At 56.1% G+C, this 17,446-nt stretch carries 17 protein-coding genes; 5 read left to right on the forward strand and 12 right to left on the reverse strand.

Translation table 11 applies throughout. From position 1 onward, the window contains the following. The first annotated feature begins 278 nt into the window (after positions 1-278). Positions 279-3,425, forward strand: coding sequence for a ribonuclease E (gene rne, locus DFO56_RS00380; protein ID WP_045507069.1), 3,147 nt, complete (start codon positions 279-281; stop codon positions 3,423-3,425). Between the two features lie 40 nt (positions 3,426-3,465). On the opposite strand, the gene DFO56_RS00385 is transcribed toward rne, so the two are convergent. After that, positions 3,466-4,368, reverse strand: coding sequence for a LysR family transcriptional regulator (locus DFO56_RS00385; RefSeq protein WP_020457440.1), 903 nt, complete (start codon positions 4,366-4,368; stop codon positions 3,466-3,468). Positions 4,369-4,529: 161 nt separating this feature from the next. On the opposite strand from DFO56_RS00385, the gene DFO56_RS00390 reads away from it, so the two are divergent. Further along, on the forward strand, positions 4,530-5,741 hold the full coding sequence (locus DFO56_RS00390) for an MFS transporter (protein ID WP_020457439.1): 1,212 nt from the start codon (positions 4,530-4,532) through the stop codon (positions 5,739-5,741). Between the two features lie 81 nt (positions 5,742-5,822). On the opposite strand, the gene flgL is transcribed toward DFO56_RS00390, so the two are convergent. From flgL to flgB, 11 genes are all read right to left on the reverse strand, one after another. After that, complete coding sequence (flgL, locus tag DFO56_RS00395; RefSeq protein ID WP_045507066.1) at positions 5,823-6,791, reverse strand: flagellar hook-associated protein FlgL; 969 nt, start codon at positions 6,789-6,791, stop codon at positions 5,823-5,825. 14 nt (positions 6,792-6,805) lie between these two features. After that, positions 6,806-8,455 carry a flagellar hook-associated protein FlgK gene (gene flgK / locus DFO56_RS00400; RefSeq protein WP_020457437.1) on the reverse strand — a complete coding sequence of 550 codons (1,650 nt, stop codon included), beginning with the start codon at positions 8,453-8,455 and terminating at the stop codon, positions 6,806-6,808. 75 nt (positions 8,456-8,530) lie between these two features. Continuing rightward, positions 8,531-9,487 (reverse strand): flagellar assembly peptidoglycan hydrolase FlgJ, encoded by a 957-nt coding sequence (gene flgJ, locus DFO56_RS00405; protein ID WP_017456410.1) that lies wholly within the window; start codon positions 9,485-9,487, stop codon positions 8,531-8,533. Then, complete coding sequence (locus tag DFO56_RS00410; protein ID WP_020457436.1) at positions 9,487-10,584, reverse strand: flagellar basal body P-ring protein FlgI; 1,098 nt, start codon at positions 10,582-10,584, stop codon at positions 9,487-9,489. Before DFO56_RS00410 ends, flgJ begins: the two co-directional genes overlap by 1 nt. A 12-nt stretch (positions 10,585-10,596) precedes the next feature. Beyond that, on the reverse strand, positions 10,597-11,295 hold the full coding sequence (flgH, locus tag DFO56_RS00415) for a flagellar basal body L-ring protein FlgH (protein ID WP_020457435.1): 699 nt from the start codon (positions 11,293-11,295) through the stop codon (positions 10,597-10,599). 57 nt (positions 11,296-11,352) lie between these two features. Then, complete coding sequence (gene flgG / locus DFO56_RS00420; RefSeq protein ID WP_017456407.1) at positions 11,353-12,135, reverse strand: flagellar basal-body rod protein FlgG; 783 nt, start codon at positions 12,133-12,135, stop codon at positions 11,353-11,355. 16 nt (positions 12,136-12,151) lie between these two features. After that, positions 12,152-12,907 (reverse strand): flagellar basal body rod protein FlgF, encoded by a 756-nt coding sequence (locus DFO56_RS00425; RefSeq protein ID WP_020457433.1) that lies wholly within the window; start codon positions 12,905-12,907, stop codon positions 12,152-12,154. A 20-nt stretch (positions 12,908-12,927) separates the two neighbouring features. Further along, positions 12,928-14,205, reverse strand: coding sequence for a flagellar hook protein FlgE (gene flgE / locus DFO56_RS00430; protein WP_017456405.1), 1,278 nt, complete (start codon positions 14,203-14,205; stop codon positions 12,928-12,930). Positions 14,206-14,231: 26 nt separating this feature from the next. Next, the gene (gene flgD / locus DFO56_RS00435; protein ID WP_020457432.1) at positions 14,232-14,912 is read right to left on the reverse strand and encodes a flagellar hook assembly protein FlgD; all 681 of its coding nucleotides are present in this window, start codon (positions 14,910-14,912) and stop codon (positions 14,232-14,234) included. Positions 14,913-14,923: 11 nt separating this feature from the next. Then, entirely contained in the window at positions 14,924-15,328 is a 405-nt protein-coding gene (gene flgC, locus DFO56_RS00440) for a flagellar basal body rod protein FlgC (protein WP_020457431.1), read from the reverse strand. 4 nt (positions 15,329-15,332) lie between these two features. Then, positions 15,333-15,749: a flagellar basal body rod protein FlgB gene (gene flgB, locus DFO56_RS00445; protein ID WP_017456402.1), complete on the reverse strand. Its 417-nt coding sequence runs from the start codon at positions 15,747-15,749 to the stop codon at positions 15,333-15,335. Between the two features lie 157 nt (positions 15,750-15,906). On the opposite strand from flgB, the gene flgA reads away from it, so the two are divergent. From flgA to flgN, 3 genes are all read left to right on the forward strand, one after another. Beyond that, a complete protein-coding gene (gene flgA / locus DFO56_RS00450; protein WP_045507063.1) occupies positions 15,907-16,566 on the forward strand; it encodes a flagellar basal body P-ring formation chaperone FlgA in 660 nt (219 codons plus the stop codon). A gap of 94 nt (positions 16,567-16,660) precedes the next feature. Further along, positions 16,661-16,954: a flagellar biosynthesis anti-sigma factor FlgM gene (gene flgM / locus DFO56_RS00455; RefSeq protein WP_017456400.1), complete on the forward strand. Its 294-nt coding sequence runs from the start codon at positions 16,661-16,663 to the stop codon at positions 16,952-16,954. A 4-nt stretch (positions 16,955-16,958) separates the two neighbouring features. Further along, positions 16,959-17,381 (forward strand): flagella biosynthesis chaperone FlgN, encoded by a 423-nt coding sequence (gene flgN, locus DFO56_RS00460; protein ID WP_020457429.1) that lies wholly within the window; start codon positions 16,959-16,961, stop codon positions 17,379-17,381. The last annotated feature ends 65 nt before the right edge of the window (positions 17,382-17,446 follow it).

Below are 17,446 nucleotides of genomic sequence, written 5' to 3' on the forward strand. Positions count from 1 at the left end.
TAAGACGTATTGAACTTTCAGGCAGTTAGCGGGCTGCGGGTTGCAGTCCTTACCGGTAGATGGAATCTTCTCTGGAGAGTTTTTCCCAGGCTGTTCCCCTGATAATTGCGCTGTGTTTTCCACAGGAAACACAGGCAACCGACACACTGCGCCTCTTTAGCGAGCGACAACCGTGAGGTTGGCGACGCGAATAGTCTCGAGGCCATCGGTTCTCCCCCGGAAAGGCGTTATCTTGCCCGCAGCTTAGTCGTCAATGTAAGAATAATGAGTAAGTTACGATGAAAAGAATGTTAATAAACGCAACTCAGCAAGAAGAGTTGCGTGTCGCACTTGTTGATGGACAACGCCTGTACGACCTGGATATCGAAAGCCCGGGACACGAGCAGAAAAAAGCGAACATCTACAAAGGTAAAATCACCCGCATTGAACCCAGCCTTGAAGCCGCATTTGTTGATTACGGTGCCGAGCGTCACGGTTTCCTCCCCCTCAAAGAGATCGCCCGCGAATACTTCCCAGCTAATTACAACGCACATGGACGTCCGAACATCAAAGACGTACTGCGTGAAGGTCAGGAAGTCATCGTTCAGATTGATAAAGAAGAGCGCGGCAACAAAGGCGCGGCACTGACCACTTTTATCAGCCTTGCAGGCAGCTACCTGGTGCTGATGCCGAACAACCCGCGCGCGGGCGGCATTTCTCGCCGTATTGAAGGCGACGATCGCACCGAGCTGAAAGAAGCACTCTCCAGCCTGGAATTACCGGATGGTATGGGTCTTATCGTACGCACCGCAGGCGTGGGCAAATCCGCCGAAGCGCTGCAGTGGGATTTGAGCTTCCGTCTGAAACACTGGGAAGCTATCCAGAAAGCCGCCGAAAGCCGCCCTGCTCCGTTCCTGATCCATCAGGAAAGCAACGTGATTGTGCGCGCCTTCCGTGACTATCTGCGTCAGGATATCGGCGAAATCCTCATCGATAACCCGAAAGTGCTTGAGCTGGCTCGCCAGCATATCGCTGCGCTGGGTCGCCCCGATTTCAGCAGCAAAATTAAACTGTACACCGGGGAAATCCCGCTGTTCAGCCATTACCAGATTGAGTCGCAGATTGAATCCGCATTCCAGCGTGAAGTCCGTCTGCCGTCCGGTGGCTCTATCGTTATTGACTCCACCGAAGCGCTGACCGCCATCGATATCAACTCCGCACGCGCAACGCGCGGTGGCGATATTGAAGAGACCGCCTTTAACACAAACCTGGAAGCGGCGGATGAGATCGCTCGCCAGTTGCGTCTGCGTGACCTGGGTGGCCTGATCGTTATCGACTTTATTGATATGACGCCGGTGCGCCACCAGCGCGCGGTGGAAAACCGCCTGCGTGAAGCAGTACGTCAGGATCGTGCGCGTATTCAGATTAGCCATATTTCCCGCTTCGGCCTGCTGGAGATGTCCCGCCAGCGCCTGAGCCCGTCGTTGGGCGAGTCCAGTCATCATGTCTGCCCGCGTTGTAGCGGTACCGGCACCATTCGTGATAACGAATCCCTGTCGCTGTCAATTCTGCGTCTGATTGAAGAAGAAGCGCTGAAAGAAAACACCCAGGAAGTGCATGCGATTGTACCGGTTCCGGTCGCGTCATACCTGTTAAACGAAAAACGCGCCGCGGTAAGCGCTATCGAAGCCCGTCAGGGCGGCGTACGCTGCGTGATCGTGCCAAACGACCAGATGGAAACGCCGCACTACTCCGTACTGCGCGTGCGTAAAGGCGAAGAGACGCCAACGCTGAGCTACCTGCTGCCGAAACTGCACGAAGAAGAGATGGCCCTGCCGTCTGAAGAAGAGTACGCCGAACGTAAGTTACCTGAACAACCTGCATTGGCTACCTTTGTTATGCCGGACGTTCCGCCAGCACCACAAGCGCCAGCCGCAGCAGCAAGCCAGGCGCAACCTGCCGCAACACCAGTTGCCGCCCCAGGTTTGCTGGGTCGTTTCTTCTCAGCCCTGAAAGGCTTGTTCGCGGGTGAAGCTGCCCCGGCGCCGGTTGAAGTGAAAGAAGAGAAAAAAGGCGAGAAACAAGAGCGTCAGCAGGATCGTCGTAAATCACGCCAGAGCAACCGTCGCGATCGTAATGACCGCCGTGACAACCGCAGCGAAGGCAACGAAGCGCGCGAAAGCCGTGATAACCGCGAAGGTCGCGAAGAGAATCGTCGTAACCGCCGCGAAAAATCGCAGCAAAACGCCGAAGCCCGTGAATCTCGCCAGCCAGTCGCTGTTGATGAAACAGAGAAAGCGAAATCTCGTGACGAGCAGCAGCAACCTCGCCGTGAGCGCAACCGTCGCCGTAATGATGATAAACGCCAGGCGCAGCAGGATGTCAAAGAGCTGAACCGCGATGAGCAACCTGCTCAGGAAACTGAACAGGAAGAGCGCGTACAGGTCATGCCGCGTCGTAAACAGCGTCAACTCAGCCAGAAAGTCCGTATTGGCGGTGACAACAACGTAGAAAACCGCGTTGAAGAAATCACTGTCCAGGACACCGCAGCGCAAAACACGCAGCTGGCGAAAGTCGACCTGCCAGCGGTGGTTGAAACCGCACCAGTACAGGAACAGGATGAAAACGCTGAAGCACGCGAAAACGCGATGCCGCGCCGTTCACGTCGTTCCCCGCGCCACCTGCGCGTGAGTGGTCAGCGTCGCCGTCGCTATCGTGATGAACGTTACCCGCTGCAATCTCCAATGCCGTTGACCGTAGCCTGTGCCTCACCGGAAATGGCGTCCGGTAAAGTGTGGATCCGTTATCCGGTGCCGCGCGCGCAGGAAGAGCAGCAGACTCAGGAACTGGCTGTTGAAAACAATGCAGCCCCTGAGCAGGAAATCGCTCCGGCTATGGCTGAAGCGCAACTGGTTGCGCATCCGCAAGCGGAAGTTGTTGAGCCGCAGGCGACGGTTGAAAATGCCGAGCCGGTAGTGGTTGAACCGCAAGCCGTCGTTGAAGCACCGCAGACGGTTGCCGTTGAAACCACCCACCCGGAAGTGATCGACACGCCGGTGGATGAACAACCGCAGCTGATTGCTGAGGAAGATCGTCCCGTTGCGCAGGAAGTGGCAGAAGAAGCCGAACCCGCACAGCAGGAAGTCGCACCGGTAGCAGAAACGCCAGCGTCGGAAGCTGTACAGGACGCGTCCGAAGAAGCGGCTGCGCCAGTTGTTGCCGAGCCGGTGAAAGCGCCGGTGGTAGCACATGTTGCTCCCGCGGCTAAAAAAGTGGCTACCGCGCCAATGACCAAAGCGCCAGCGCCTGCCTATGTGCCGGAAGCGCCGCGTCACAGTGACTGGGTACGCCCGAACTTCGTCTTCGAAGGTAAAGGTTCTGCGGGTGGTCACAGCGCCACACACGCGGCAACCGCTCCGGCGACGAAACCGCCAGCTGCTGAGTAATTCCCTGGCAGTCAAAAGCCGACCCCCGGGTCGGCTTTTTTTATGCCTGTCGCACCGGATGGCGCATACCGCCAAGCCCCGGCATCACTTCACGCATCAGTTGTAAAAATTTCCGCAACCGCGCGGGATAATAGCGCGCCCACGGATAAACCAGATGAACCGGCAGCGGCGCGGCCTGCCACTGCGGCAACAGCGCTACCAGCTTGCCACTGCGCAACTCCTCTTCCACCGCCCAACTGGAAATCAGCGTCACGCCAAGCCCGCCAATGGCGGTATTGCGGGCCGCATACAGGCTGTCGGTATAAAGCCGGGGTGCAATCGCCACCTGTTCTGTATCGCCACTTTGCAGATGACTCAGATGAATTTCATGCTGGTAGAACGTGCTGAGCGCAATCCACGGCAGCGCGGAGAGCTGCTGCGGTGTGTCGACAGCAGGAAAACGCGCCAGCAACGCGGGTGACGCCACGATAGATCGGGGTACTTCTGCCAGCAGTACCGATACCGTTGCCGGGTCCACTTCTGCCCCAACGCGAATAGCGCAATCGATATTGGCACTGAGAAAATCGACATTCTTGTCATTGAGCATCCATTCAACAGAGAGTTGCTGGTGACGTTCAAGAAACTGAGTCAGCGGACCGAGCAGTTGTTCCTGACCAAAGGCATGCGGTGCGCGTACGCGCAAAATCCCGACCGGCTCGTCGTCGGACTGGCTCAGCTCATCTTCCAGCGCTACCCAGGCATCCGCAACGCGCTTTGCATGCTGATAGCAGCGTTCGCCATCATCCGTCAGCTTCATCGCATGGGTGGTGCGCAAGAGCAGCTTGACGCCAAGCAGCGATTCCAGCGACTGCAACCGGCGGCTGACCGTCGCCTGCGTCGTCTCCAGCTGGCGCGCCGCCGCCGACAGCGACCCGGCCTCCACGATACGGATATACGTCCGCATCAAATCCACCCTATCTATACGCTCTTGCCGTTTCATTATTATTTTACCTATACGTTTCACGTATAACCGTTTTACCACTCCGCTGGCTACCGCGCCATGCGCTGCTGCGTAAAAATGGCCTCACTTCGTTATTTACACCTAACGTTCCTGGGGAACCTGCTATGAACCGTCATTCTCTTTCGTCCGATGTTGTTGGCTGGGTCATTTTTGCCCTCGCGCTCGGCGCCGGATTCAGCGTCGCGGCTATCTATTATTCACAACCGCTGCTGCCATTAATGGGCAGCGACCTGCACTTAACCGTCAACGGTATGGGGCTGGTGCCGACGCTCACACAGGCCGGTTATGCACTGGGTATTTTGTTCCTGCTGCCGCTGGGCGACCGCCACGACCGCCGCCGTCTGATCCTGGTTAAAAGTGCTGCACTGGCGCTGCTGTTACTGGCCTGTAGCCTGACCAGCCATCTGCCTTCATTACTGGTCGTCAGCCTGTTACTGGGCATGGCCGCAACAATGGCGCAGGATATTGTCCCGGCGGCAGCAATTCTCGCGCCGGAAGGCAAACAGGGGAAAATGGTCGGCACGGTAATGACCGGTTTACTGCTCGGGATCCTGCTTTCCCGTACCGTCAGCGGCTTTGTCGGCGCGGCATTCGGCTGGCGTATCATGTATCAGCTTGCCGCAGTCAGCATTGCGTTGATTGGCGTGCTGATGTGGTCGGTGCTGCCGCGTTTCGCAACCCACTCCACGCTGAGCTACCCGGCGCTGATGAAATCGATGGCGCACCTGTGGCAACGCTATCCGGCGCTGCGCCGCGCCGCTTTCGCGCAGGGTTTTTTATCCATCGCTTTTAGCGCATTCTGGTCAACCCTTGCGTTAATGCTGCTGGAAAAATATCAATTAGGCAGCGCGGTGGCGGGTACGTTCGGCATCGCCGGTGCGGCGGGTGCGTTAGCGGCACCGCTGGCGGGTGGTCTGGCGGATAAAGTTGGCGCAGAAAAAGTTACACAGTTAGGTGCGGGTCTGGTGACGGTATCCTTCGCCCTGATGTTCCTGCTGCCAGTACTGCCGCCGCATGGCCAGCTGGCACTGATTGCCCTCTCGGCGGTGGGTTTCGACCTGGGTCTGCAATCCAGTCTGGTTGCTCACCAGAACCTGGTGTACGGTCTTGAACCGCAAGCGCGTGGTCGTCTGAATGCGCTGCTGTTTACTGGTGTGTTCATTGGTATGGCGCTGGGCTCTGCGCTGGGCAGCAAACTATACTCCGTCGCGTCCTGGCAGGGTGTAGTGGTGCTGGCAACGGTTTCCGGTCTGGTTGCTCTGCTGATCCGTCTGTTCGACGCCCGTCAAATCCAGCAAGCGGCGCAGAAAGCGTAGGATAAAAAAAAGCCCGCTCCGGGGTGATGGAGCGGGCATAGCGAACATGCCCAGTTTCCAGACATGCTCAAAATGAAAACATTACTTATTCATCTGGAACAACGACAGACCCTGCATATCGGTGAACGCTTTGTAAGACGCCTGCAGCGCGGCTTGTTGCATGGTGTAAGACGAAATCACCGAGTTCCAGTCCACGTCAATCAAATCACTCTTCTGCTGTTTCAGCGCCACAGTACGGTCATCGCCCAGCGCGTCGAGGGTGTCCAGTTCGTTCAACTGCGTACCCAGTTCAGCACGGACAGTCGACACGTTGTTCAGGGAGTTACCCAGACCACGGCTGGTTTTATCCACTACTGCCTGCGCTGCCGCCTTGGCGGTTTCATCGCCCGCTACCGGGGTTTTCAGTGCGGTAATCGCCGTATCGAGCATTTTGAACAGATCGGTTTCCGATGTGCCCGGCAGGCCGGTGGCCGGATCAACCGGTTCTGGCGTGGCGTTGCTGCTGATATGGTTGAATACTTCATTGCCCGTATGCGCAATAACCATGGTACGCGAGGCGTCAACCTGCTGGGAAATTGCCTGGTTACCACCGCTATATGTTCCCGTGGCATCATACGGCGCGCTTTCTGTTTTATAGCCACCAAAGATATAGCGACCGTTACCGTCGGTACTGTTCGCCAGGTTCAGCAGCTGATCACGGTAGCCCTGCAGTTCAGTTGCCAGCGAAGCACGGTCATCATCACTCAGCGAACCGTTGCCCGCTTTCACAATGGTGCCCTGTGCGCCAGTGATCGCCGTCGTCACCTGCTGCAATACGCTCTCTTCCAGCGACACTTTCTGCTTGGCGAAAGTACGCGCCGTCTCATACTGAGTGTTTTGCGCCTGCGCCTGCGAAATCACCACTGCCTGCGAAGCGGCAATCGGATCGTCCGACGGGCGGTTAACTTTCTGCCCGGTCGCCATTTGCTCGCCGTAACCCAACCACGCGCTCTGCGAGTTGGTCACGCCGCGCATGCTTTGTTCGTACATCATTTGAGTACTGATACGCATTTTTCACCCCTTACTTAGCGAATGCCGAGCAGCGCATCAAACAGCGTGCTTGCAGTTTGTAAAACCTGGGCGTTCGCCAGGTAATATTGTTGATAACGCTGCAGGTTACCGTACTCTTCGTCGAGGTTAACCCCGGAGATCGACTGCTGCTGCTTGGTCAACTGCGTCACCACGTTCGTCTGCGTGGTGGAGCTGGTTTTCAGCGTCGAGGTTTTGTTACCCACATCGCTGACCAGCGTGGCATACGCGTCGTTAAACGTTTTGTTGCCGCCGACGACTTTCGCGCTTTGCAGATTCAGCATCGCCTGGCCGTTGCGGTTATCGCTCGCACCAGAACCGGCGACGGAAGCCATGGCGATTTTCGACTCATCGGTAATCGCCACGCTCATATTCACAATCGCATTGCTCACCGGGCGAACGGTAAAACTGTCGTTGGCTTTAGGGCCAGTGGTGGCGCTGATGCTAACTTTCAGACCGTCGAAATTCAGCGTGCCATCGGAGGGATCTGGCGTCACGGTGGTCGTGGTATTGTTGGACAGTCGGGTAACTTTCCAGTTAGTCCCGTCGTAGGCCACTTTATAATCCGTCGCCTGTACCGCCGAGCTGTCGCTAACCGCTGCGGTCAGTACCGCATCACCGGTGTTTTTTGAATTACTGGTGGTTGATGGCGCGCCAATGGTAAAGAACTGGCCACCCTGATTACCACTCGCATCGTAACCCTGCGTGTGTTGCTTGTTGAATGAATCAGCAAACGACAGCGCCAGTTGTCCAAGCGTATTACGCGCCTGGTCAAGATCCTGCGAACGGAACGACAGCAAACCGCCCAGCGAACCGGTGGTGATCAGTTTTTCCGGGATCTCAATATTGCCTGCGGTTTTGTCAACATACGCCACGGCAGTACGTGCCGGATCGGCGCTGGACTGGACGGCCGCCAACTGGCGCGCATCGCTGCCCTGCACCAGAGAGTAGCCATCACCCATGCTGATGTTGTAGGTGTTGCCATCCTGGACGCTGACTTCAACACCGACAATTTTGTTCAGTTCGCTAACCAGCTGGTCGCGCTGATCGAGCAGATCGTTCGGCGACGCACCGCCGCCAACCGCGGTCAGACGAGAAATCTGATCGTTAAGTTTGGCAATCTGCGTGGAGTAGTTGTTGATCTGATCAACGCTTGAAGAGATAGACAGGTTTACCTGTTTATCCTGGTCGCGCAGGTACTGGTCGGCCACTTTGAACTGGTTAACCAGACCGTCCGCTTTACCCAGCATCGCCTGACGGGATGACGGGTCAGAAGCGTTACTTACCAGTGTTTGCAAGCTGGAAAAGAAGCTCTGCAGGCTGGTCGACAGCGAGTTAGTGGTATCCGACAGTACATCGTCAATTTTTGACATCTGCTGGTAACGCGTGGTCAAACCGCTGTTCTGGTTTTCCGCTGCACGCAGCTGATTAGTAATAAAGGCGTCATACTCACGCTGAACACCGGTAACGAGTACACCGTTACCCACCCAGCCGCCACCGGTCAGGGTACTGTTGCCTGAGGTGAGCACCGTCGTCTGACGGGTATAACCCGCTACGTTATAACTGGCAATGTTATTACTGGCGGTATTAAGCGCGGCCTGGGCTGCGTTGAGCCCACTCATGGCGCTGTTAATCAAACTGGACATGGAGGTTCCTTATACACTTTCAGACATGAGTCCTGTTGACGATTATCGGCAACCCAGGGCAAAACTTGAGATATTTCAGAACAGATTTTGGATATCCGTGCTGTAGGCTTTACTGACCTTTTCACCCATCGATTTAAGCTGTTGGATCATGCTGGTCAGCTTACGGGCGTAGTTTGGATCGGTCGCATAACCGGCGTTCTGCAACGCCTGCGCGCCCTGCTCCGCCGTCGCCGCCGTGGTCACCGCCGAGTAGCGTTTATTACGCGTCAGCATGCCCACATAATCGGAGAGCGCTTCAAGGTACGAGCTGTAGACGCGGAACTTGGCTTTCACCTTCACCGCTTCTCCGTTTTCATATTCTGTCGTCGTGATTTCTGTGGTCGGCCCTTTCCAGCCTGGCGTGGCTTTAACACCAAAAATGTTAAAGCTCGGCTCACCGTTTTCACGCGGGATCTGGCGCTGGCCCCAGCCGGATTCCAGCGCGGCCTGCGCGAGGATCAGGTGATGCGGAACACCGCTCTGCTCACTGGCAAGACGCGCCGGCAGTGAAAGCTGGGCAAGGAAGTCTTTGCTGTCACCGGTTAACGGCTCGTCGCCGTCTTCCGGCACTTTTGGCATCGCTTTGCGCACCAGTTGTGTCAGCGCCTGGTTTTGATAGGACGTCACGGTTTCCAGCGGGAACTTCATCGGCACCTGCTGCATCTGATCGGCAGGCTCAACCGGTGCCTGATCGCCAGCCATCTGTTTAACCATCATATCGGCCAGGCCAAGTCCTTTGCCTGCGGTCATCTGTTGGGCAATTTGTTGGTCATACATGCTGGTGTACAGCCGCGTTGAATCACTGCTGAAAATCCCGTCTTTCGGTAACGCTTCGCGCATGCTTTTCAGCATCATCTGCACGAACATCCCTTCCATCTGGCGGGCAACCGGGCGCAGGTTCGCGCCAGGATCCTGACGGGTTTGCGCCTTCAGTTCATTCAGTGATTGCGCGTCCCATGCCGCGCTTGTCAACAACCGGCTGTCAGTCAACATTAGATGATCTCCAGTTTCGCACGCAGGCAGCCTGCGCTTTGCATCGCCTGAAGGATGGACATCAGCTCCATCGGGGAAGCACCGAGCGCGTTAAGCGCACGGACCACGCTGTTCAGGTTGGCGCTGGAACGGACGCTTTGCAGCGAACCGCCACTCTGGCGCATATCAATTTGTGTTTGCGGTGTCACCACCGTCTGACCGCCGCCAAATGGCGTATTCGGCTGGCTCACGTTGGCCTGCTGATTGACCGTCACCGAGAGGTTGCCCTGCGCGACAGCACAGTTATCCAGCGCCACTTCGCGGTTCATCACCACCGAGCCGGTACGGGAGTTAATAATGACTTTCGCGTCCTGCTGCGTAACGCCGACTTCCATATTCTGGATGTCTGCCAGCAAACGGACTTGCGAGCTGCCGCCGTTAGAGACGCGGATCTGCACGGTACGCGCATCCAGCGCGGTGGCGCTGCCGTAACCACGGTTACGGTTGATGGTGTCGGCAATTTGCTGCGCCATGCTGAAATCTTCCTGGTTCAGCTGCAGGTTAATGGTGTTACCTGCGCCAAACTGGGTCGGCAGTTCACGTTCGATGACCGCGCCGTTAGTAATACGCCCGCCGTTAAGCTGGTTGACCTGCACACTGCTGCCACCTGCGGAAGCACCTGCACCGCCGACCAGAATGTTACCCTGCGCCAGCGCATAAACCTGGCTGTCAACGCCCTTCAGCGGCGTCATCAGCAGCGTACCGCCGCGCAGGCTTTTTGCGTTACCCATTGAGGAGACCACGACATCAATGGTCTGTCCCTGGCGTGCAAACGCCGGGAACTGGGCGGTGACCATCACCGCCGCCACGTTTTTCAGCTGCATGTTGGTGCCGGCAGGAACCGTGATCCCCATCTGCGACAACATGTTGTTTAAGGTTTGGGTGGTAAATGGCGTCTGGGTCGTCTGGTCACCTGTACCATCGAGCCCCACGACCAGGCCATAACCAATTAAGGAGTTTTCACGTACGCCCTGTACACTGGTGAGATCCCGGATACGGTCAGCCTGGGCGAAGGTCGCCACCAGCGCTAACACGATACCAGTCAAATACTTAAACATAATTCACCCCGGTTACATCGGCGATAAGTTGAGGAAGAAACGTTGCAGCCAGCCCATGTTCTGCGCTTCGTTGATATAGCCGTTGCCGACATACTCGATGCGCGCGTCCGCCACCTGTGTGGACGGAACCGTGTTGCTGCCGCTGATGGTGCGTGGGTTCACGACACCCGAGAAGCGGATGAATTCAGTGCCCTGGTTGATGGCTATCTGTTTTTCACCCACCACATGTAAATTGCCATTGATCAGCACCTGATCGACCGTCACGGTCAGCGTGCCGCTAAAGGTATTGCTGGCATTGGCGCCACCTTTGCCGTTAAAGGTATTACCGCCGGAAGCAGAGAGATCGGCGCGGGCATTACCAAACAGACCTTCCAGGTAGCGCGGCGTGGTATCCATGCCGAAACTGGCCTTGCTGTCACGGCTGGCATTTGCCGACGAGCTCTTACTGGCACTGACGTTCTCTTGCAGTACGATCGTCAATGTATCGCCCACGTTACGCGGACGGCGGTCTTCAAACAGTGGCTGATAGCCGTAGTTTATCGGCTGCGCAGTCTGATAAATCGATCCATTTACCATCGGCACCGGTCCCGGAACCGGTTGAGCGGTGGTCGCCCCCTGAACCAACGGCGTTGATGGAACCCAGGCACATCCCGTCAGGGTTAATGCCACTAAAGCCATAATCGGATAGCTGCGCACGGCGTATTTTTGCATTGCATTCATCTTCAAAATCAGGGTTCCGGTGCGGCAGTTACCGCACCGGATAACGCCTTAGAGTTGCGTCAGTTTTTGCAGCATCTGATCGGTGGTCGATACTGCCTTACTGTTTATTTCGTAAGCGCGCTGAACCTGGATCATATTCACCAGCTCTTCCGCCACGTTTACGTTCGAGGTTTCCACAAACCCCTGATACAGCATCCCCGCACCGTTCAGCCCCGGCGTCGTGGAGTTTGGCGCGCCAGACGACTGCGTTTCTGCGTACAGGTTTTCACCAAGACTTTCCAGACCGGTGTCGTTCATAAAGGTGGTCAGGTTTAACTGGCCAACCTGAACCGGCGCGGCGTTACCCTGCTGCGTCACGCTAACCACGCCGTCGCGGCCAATGGTGATGCTCAGGGTGTTCGCCGGAATGGTGATCGCAGGCTGCACCTGGAAACCACCCGCCGTTACCAGTTGACCGTTCTGGTCGACCTGGAAGGAACCATCGCGGGTATACGCCGAGGTACCGTCCGGCAGCAGCACTTCAAAGAAGCCCTGCCCCTTGATCGCCACATCTTTACTGTTGTTGGTCTGAGACAGGTTGCCCTGGCTGTGCAGACGCTCGGTGGCCACCGGACGAACACCGGTACCGATCTGCAAACCCGAAGGTAGCGTTGTCTGCGCTGAAGACTGTGCGCCAGGCTGACGAATCGTCTGGTACAGCAGATCTTCAAATACCGCGCGCTGGCGCTTAAAACCATTGGTACTGACGTTCGCCAGGTTGTTGGCGATGACATCCATATTGGTTTGTTGGGCGTCGAGGCCGGTTTTTGCGATCCATAATGAACTGATCATAAGTAGTCCTGTTTAATTAGCCCATTGACAGCAATTGGTTCGCGCGCTGGGCGTTATCGTCGACGCTGCTGATAATTTTCATCTGCATCTCGAAACGACGGGCGCTGGCGATCATGTCGGTCATTGCGGCAACCGGCTTGACGTTACTGCCCTCCAGCACACCTGACATCACGCGAATAGACGGGTCGTCCTGCAATGTCGTACCACGGGTCGCTTGTGCGTTCTGGCTCAGACGGAACAGCCCGTCATCACCGCGCACCACTTCCTGCGCGTTCGCTTTCACCAGCTTCAGCTTGCCGACCGGCGCGATAGTATTCGCCGGATCGCCAGGGTTCAGCGATGAAATCGTACCGTCAGCCGCGATACTAATTTGCGAACCTTCCGGTACCGAAATCGGGCCGCCGTCGCCAATCACCGGATGCCCCTGAATGGTCAACTGGCCGGTAGAACTCACCTGGATATTACCGTTACGGGTATACCCTTCAGAGCCGTCCGCCGTCTGTACTGCCAGCCAACCGTCCTGCTGCAACGCCACGTCCAGCGGACGCGAGGTGTAGTCAAGTTGCCCTGGCGTCATATCGGCACCAGGCGTAGAAGCCACTACCAGCGTACGGGTAGGCAGTGAAAGCCCTTCTACCGGTACCGCGCGCAGCGCATTGAGCTGCGCGCGAAAGCCTGGCGTGGACGCATTCGCGAGGTTGCTGGCGGTGACAGCCTGCTGATTCAGCGTCTGGCTGGCGGCGCCCATCGCGGTGTATATTGCGTGATCCATTAAGCCATCCCGTCAGACGATTAACGCAGGTTAACCAGCGTGTTAAGGATCTGATCCTGGGTTTTGATGGTCTGCGCGTTCGACTGATAGTTACGCTGCGCGACAATCATGTTCACCAGTTCTTTACTCAGATTCACGTTTGAGGCTTCCAGTGCGCCGTTGGTCAGCTTACCGAAGTTGCCGGAACCCGCTGTACCCACGATAGCAACGCCGGAAGCGGTGGTCGCAGACCAGACGTTATCCCCTTCGGATTTCAGGCCTTCGTTGTTAGCAAAGTTCGCCAGCACGATCTGACCCAGTACCTGAGTTTTCTCGTTGGAGTAGCTGCCCACCACGGTGCCGTCATCGTTGATGGCGTAGCTCACCAGCGATCCTGGCGGGTAACCATCCTGATCAACAGAGGCTGCGCCGCTGCTGCCGGTGTTCTGCTGCATGGAGTTCAGGAAGCTCAGCGAGTAAGTGCTTGCAGCAGAACCATTGAGGCTGGCCAGCGCGATATTGATCTGCGGCTGTGCGTTCGGCGCGGCGTTCAGGTTCCAGGTACGCGGCGTGGTGGCCGGCAGCACTTCGGTGTAGTTAGTCACGGAAGTGAGCGTACCGTTGGAGCTGAACGACATCTGCGCGGCTTTTTCATAAGAAGAGCCGGAAATGCTGGAGTCTTTGGTGTAGACATCCCAGGTATTAGCGGCGGTTTTAACGAAATAGCAGTCAACCGCATGTTCGTTACCCAGGCTGTCGTAAGACGTTACCGTGGTTTTTTTGTTGTAGGTATCCGAGTTAGTCGGATCGAACGGTGTCGTCGTCGGAATGGTCGCCGTCGAGTTCAGGTTCATCGGCATCGTCGCCGTGGTGGTGGCACGCGCCGACATCACGGTCGTTGGGATGTTAATGGTCGTCGGGTTGGCACCGGTCTGTACTACCGGCGGGGTACCCGCAACCGGATAACCCGTCAGTTGCATACCCTGCATGTTGACCAGGTTGCGGTTCTCGTCCAGCTTGAACTGGCCGTTACGGCTGTAATAAACAGAACCGTTGGTATCTACCATGCGGAAGAAACCGTTCTGGCTAATCGCAACGTCCAGACCACGACCGGTGTTGGTCGTTGTACCGTCGGTAAAGTCCTGAGTGATACCGGCAACTTTTACGCCCAGACCCACTTTAGAACCGGCAAACATATCGGCGAAGGACGCAGAGCCGGATTTAAAGCCATAGGTGGCGGAGTTGGCAATGTTGTTACCAATGACATCGAGGTTGGTGGCCGCAGCATCTAGGCCGCTGACCGCTTGTGAAAAGGCCATGACTTACTCCTGATAAGTGTTTTGGCTTAGATAATCTGCCGTACTTCGTCGAGTGTGGTGGTACCGTAAGTACCTAAATCCAGTGTGCTACCGTTGCTGCCGCGGGTAACACCTTGCACCAGTGCAAACTGCAGCGGCTGGGCAACCAGCTGTGTTGCGCCAGAGCTGGCGGCGATAGAGACTTTATAAGAGCCATCAGGTGCCGCTGTTCCATCCGTCATCTTGCCGTCCCAACTGAAGGTGTGGACACCGGCAGTCAGCGAGCCAATATCAATAGTGCGCACCACGGTACCGTCTTTGCTGGTCACGGTAGCGGTCACTTTATCGGCGGCTTGCGTCAGTTCCACGCCAAACGGCGTTGAGGTTTCTTTGCCCACCAGAACGGTCTGTCCCGGGATCATCACGCCATGGCCAATCAGGTTTGTCGCCTGCAGCGACTGGCTGTTGTCGATCTGTCCGGAAATCGAACCGAGGGTGGTGTTCAGTTTTTCAATCCCGCTCACGGTGCTGATTTGCGCCAGCTGAGTGGTCAGTTCGTTGTTCTGCAGCGGGTTAGTCGGGTCCTGGTTTTTCAGTTGCGCGACCAGCAGCGTTAAAAAGCTGCCTTGCAGGTCGGATGCACTGTTTGTTCCGGTTGCGCTGGTGTTGTTACTGGTCGAGGAGACACCGTTATTTGTCGGGTCATCCACTCTTACGGCGATAGACATGCGCGTCTCCTTTACTGTCCGAGCGTGAGGGTTTTGAGCATCATGCTCTTAACGGTATTAAGCACTTCAACGTTCGCCTGGTAGCTGCGGGACGCAGACATGGTGTTCACCATTTCGCCGACCACATCAACATTGGGCATTTTGACGTAGCCATTCGCATCAGCCAGCGGGTTACCTGGTTCGTAAACCAGTTTGTCCGGTGCCTGGCTCTCAATCACATCAGCAACTTTTACACCGCCGGTCGCTTGCCCGGGCGCAGCATCCACCTGGAACACAACCTGCTTAGCGCGATACGGCTGACCATCGGGCCCGGTCACGCTGTCGGCGTTCGCCATGTTACTGGCGGCCACGTTCAAACGTTTGGACTGCGCGGTCAGCGCGGAGCCTGCGACATCAAAGATATTCAGTAATGCCATTTAATTAGTTCCCCTGTTGCAGAACACTCATCATGCTTTTGATCTGCCCACCCAGCACGGTCAAGCCGGTCTGGTATTTAACGCTGTTGTCAGCGAACTGCGTACGTTCACGATCCATATCCACGGTGTTGCCATCCAGCGAAGGCTGATCCGGAATGCGGTACAGCAAATCGGTAGACGGTCCGCTCATCGCCTGCGCCGGGATATGGCGCGAAGAGGTCATGGTCAACGCAACGCCGCTGCCTTCAGCACGCCCACGCTCCATGACTTTTTTCAATTCGCTGGCGAAATCAATATCGCGCGCCTGAAACCCCGGGGTATCGGCGTTGGCGATGTTTGCCGCCAGAATTTCCTGACGCTGGGCGCTCAGGTTCAGCGCTTCTTGCTGGAAACGAAGTGCGGCATCAAGTTTATCGAGCATGGCTCCCCCACTGATGACAATTATTTAGCCAACAGCTTAAATCTCCGCTGACAAACTTATCGCTGGAATAAGGGCAAAATGCGTCGCTATTTATTGCGTTGATAGGTTGACCATGCGGTTAAAATCCCCTCAACCACTCAACAGGCAGGAGTCTGCGATGAACACGTTGAAAGGCGGTTTAGCCGCGACCTTACTGTTTTTAAGCGCCTTTGCTCAGGCCGCTGACTTGCAATCACAGCTGACGTCATTTTTTGCTCAACGTCTTGCTGGCTTTAGCGACGAGGTAGTGGTAAATATACGCACCCCGCAAAATCTGTTACCCAGTTGCGAGCAGCCAGCGCTGAGCGTGCTCGGGAACGCTAAACTGTGGGGGAACCTGAACGTGCTGGCGAATTGCGCAGGTGTTAAGCGCTATTTGCAGGTGGAGGTTCAGGCGACCGGTAACTATGTGGTGGCAGCGCAGTCCGTTGCCCGTGGCAGCCTGTTGCAGCCCGGCAGCGTGACGCTAAAACGCGGCCGCCTCGATCAGTTGCCGCCGAGAACGATGCTGGATATTACCCAGGCGCAGGATGCGGTCAGTTTGCGTGATCTTACTCCAGGCCAGGCGATTCAACTGTCAATGTTGCGCCAGGCGTGGCGGGTTAAAGCGGGTCAGCGTGTACAGGTCGTGGCGTCGGGCGATGGCTTTAGTGTGAACGGCGAAGGTCAGGCACTGAACAATGCGGCGGTGGCGCAAAACGCCCGTGTGCGCATGGCTTCAGGGCAGATTGTCAGCGGTACAGTGAACGCTGATGGGAATATTCTGATTAACCTATAATCTTTTTAAAGAATTCATGTCGCCTGCCGATAATTAAGCAACGACTAAAGATATCAGGCCCGAAACGCCGGGATACCTCGATGAGGACAACACTATGAGCATTGATCGCACATCGTCTTTAAAACCGGTTAGTTCCGTTCAACAGCGCGAAACTAACGAGACCCAAACGCAGAAAACGCGTCTGGAAAAAGCGGCTACGGCAAACAGCACCAGCGTGACCCTCAGCGGCGCGCAGACCAAGCTGATGCAGGCTGGCGCGAATGACATCAATATGGAACGCGTGGAACAGCTGAAAACCGCGATCCGTAATGGTGAACTGAAGATGGACACCGGCAAAATCGCCGATGCCCTGATTGATGAAGCGAAGAGTTACTTGCAGAGTAAATAACAGTATGAATCGACTGTCAGACATTCTTGATCAAATGACAGTTATCCTGAGCGCTCTTAAAGACGTGATGGATGCTGAGCAAAAACAGCTTTCCGTAGGTAACATTCAAAGCAGCGCACTGCAGCGTATCACGGAAGAAAAAAGCTCATTGCTCGCGACACTGGATTACCTGGAGCAACAGCGTCGTTCGGCACAAAAAGCGCAGCATAGCGCGAACGACGACATCGCCGATCGCTGGCAAACCATTACGCAGAAAACACAGCATTTGCGCGACCTTAACCAGCACAATGGATGGCTGCTGGAAGGACAAATTGCGCGTAACCAGCAAGCGCTGGAACTGCTAAAGCCGCATCAGGAACCGAGCCTGTACGGCGCGAATGGCTATACCGCTTCCGCCAGCCGTGGCGGAAAGAAAATCTCGATTTAATAAGACCCGTCTTCTTTGCCAGGGATAATTCCCTGGCAATTTGCTTTTCTGTTTTCCCGCTTTCA

The sequence above is a fragment of the Kosakonia sp. AG348 genome, assembly GCF_003337365.1.
In the GTDB taxonomy this organism is placed as follows: domain Bacteria; phylum Pseudomonadota; class Gammaproteobacteria; order Enterobacterales; family Enterobacteriaceae; genus Kosakonia.

What these genes read in the sequence shown, in the direction of transcription:
- flgL (WP_045507066.1), bottom strand. Translation starts at nt 6,791, where the DNA reads ATGCGTATCAGTACTCAAATGATGTACGAACAAAGCATGCGCGGCGTG.
- DFO56_RS00385 (WP_020457440.1), bottom strand. Translation starts at nt 4,368, where the DNA reads ATGCGGACGTATATCCGTATCGTGGAGGCCGGGTCGCTGTCGGCGGCG.
- DFO56_RS00410 (WP_020457436.1), bottom strand. Translation starts at nt 10,584, where the DNA reads ATGTTTAAGTATTTGACTGGTATCGTGTTAGCGCTGGTGGCGACCTTC.
- DFO56_RS00425 (WP_020457433.1), bottom strand. Translation starts at nt 12,907, where the DNA reads ATGGATCACGCAATATACACCGCGATGGGCGCCGCCAGCCAGACGCTG.
- flgG (WP_017456407.1), bottom strand. Translation starts at nt 12,135, where the DNA reads ATGATCAGTTCATTATGGATCGCAAAAACCGGCCTCGACGCCCAACAA.
- DFO56_RS00390 (WP_020457439.1), top strand. Translation starts at nt 4,530, where the DNA reads ATGAACCGTCATTCTCTTTCGTCCGATGTTGTTGGCTGGGTCATTTTT.
- flgE (WP_017456405.1), bottom strand. Translation starts at nt 14,205, where the DNA reads ATGGCCTTTTCACAAGCGGTCAGCGGCCTAGATGCTGCGGCCACCAAC.
- flgK (WP_020457437.1), bottom strand. Translation starts at nt 8,455, where the DNA reads ATGTCCAGTTTGATTAACAGCGCCATGAGTGGGCTCAACGCAGCCCAG.
- flgJ (WP_017456410.1), bottom strand. Translation starts at nt 9,487, where the DNA reads ATGTTGACTGACAGCCGGTTGTTGACAAGCGCGGCATGGGACGCGCAA.
- rne (WP_045507069.1), top strand. Translation starts at nt 279, where the DNA reads ATGAAAAGAATGTTAATAAACGCAACTCAGCAAGAAGAGTTGCGTGTC.
- flgN (WP_020457429.1), top strand. Translation starts at nt 16,959, where the DNA reads ATGAATCGACTGTCAGACATTCTTGATCAAATGACAGTTATCCTGAGC.
- flgA (WP_045507063.1), top strand. Translation starts at nt 15,907, where the DNA reads ATGAACACGTTGAAAGGCGGTTTAGCCGCGACCTTACTGTTTTTAAGC.
- flgC (WP_020457431.1), bottom strand. Translation starts at nt 15,328, where the DNA reads ATGGCATTACTGAATATCTTTGATGTCGCAGGCTCCGCGCTGACCGCG.
- flgB (WP_017456402.1), bottom strand. Translation starts at nt 15,749, where the DNA reads ATGCTCGATAAACTTGATGCCGCACTTCGTTTCCAGCAAGAAGCGCTG.
- flgH (WP_020457435.1), bottom strand. Translation starts at nt 11,295, where the DNA reads ATGCAAAAATACGCCGTGCGCAGCTATCCGATTATGGCTTTAGTGGCA.
- flgD (WP_020457432.1), bottom strand. Translation starts at nt 14,912, where the DNA reads ATGTCTATCGCCGTAAGAGTGGATGACCCGACAAATAACGGTGTCTCC.
- flgM (WP_017456400.1), top strand. Translation starts at nt 16,661, where the DNA reads ATGAGCATTGATCGCACATCGTCTTTAAAACCGGTTAGTTCCGTTCAA.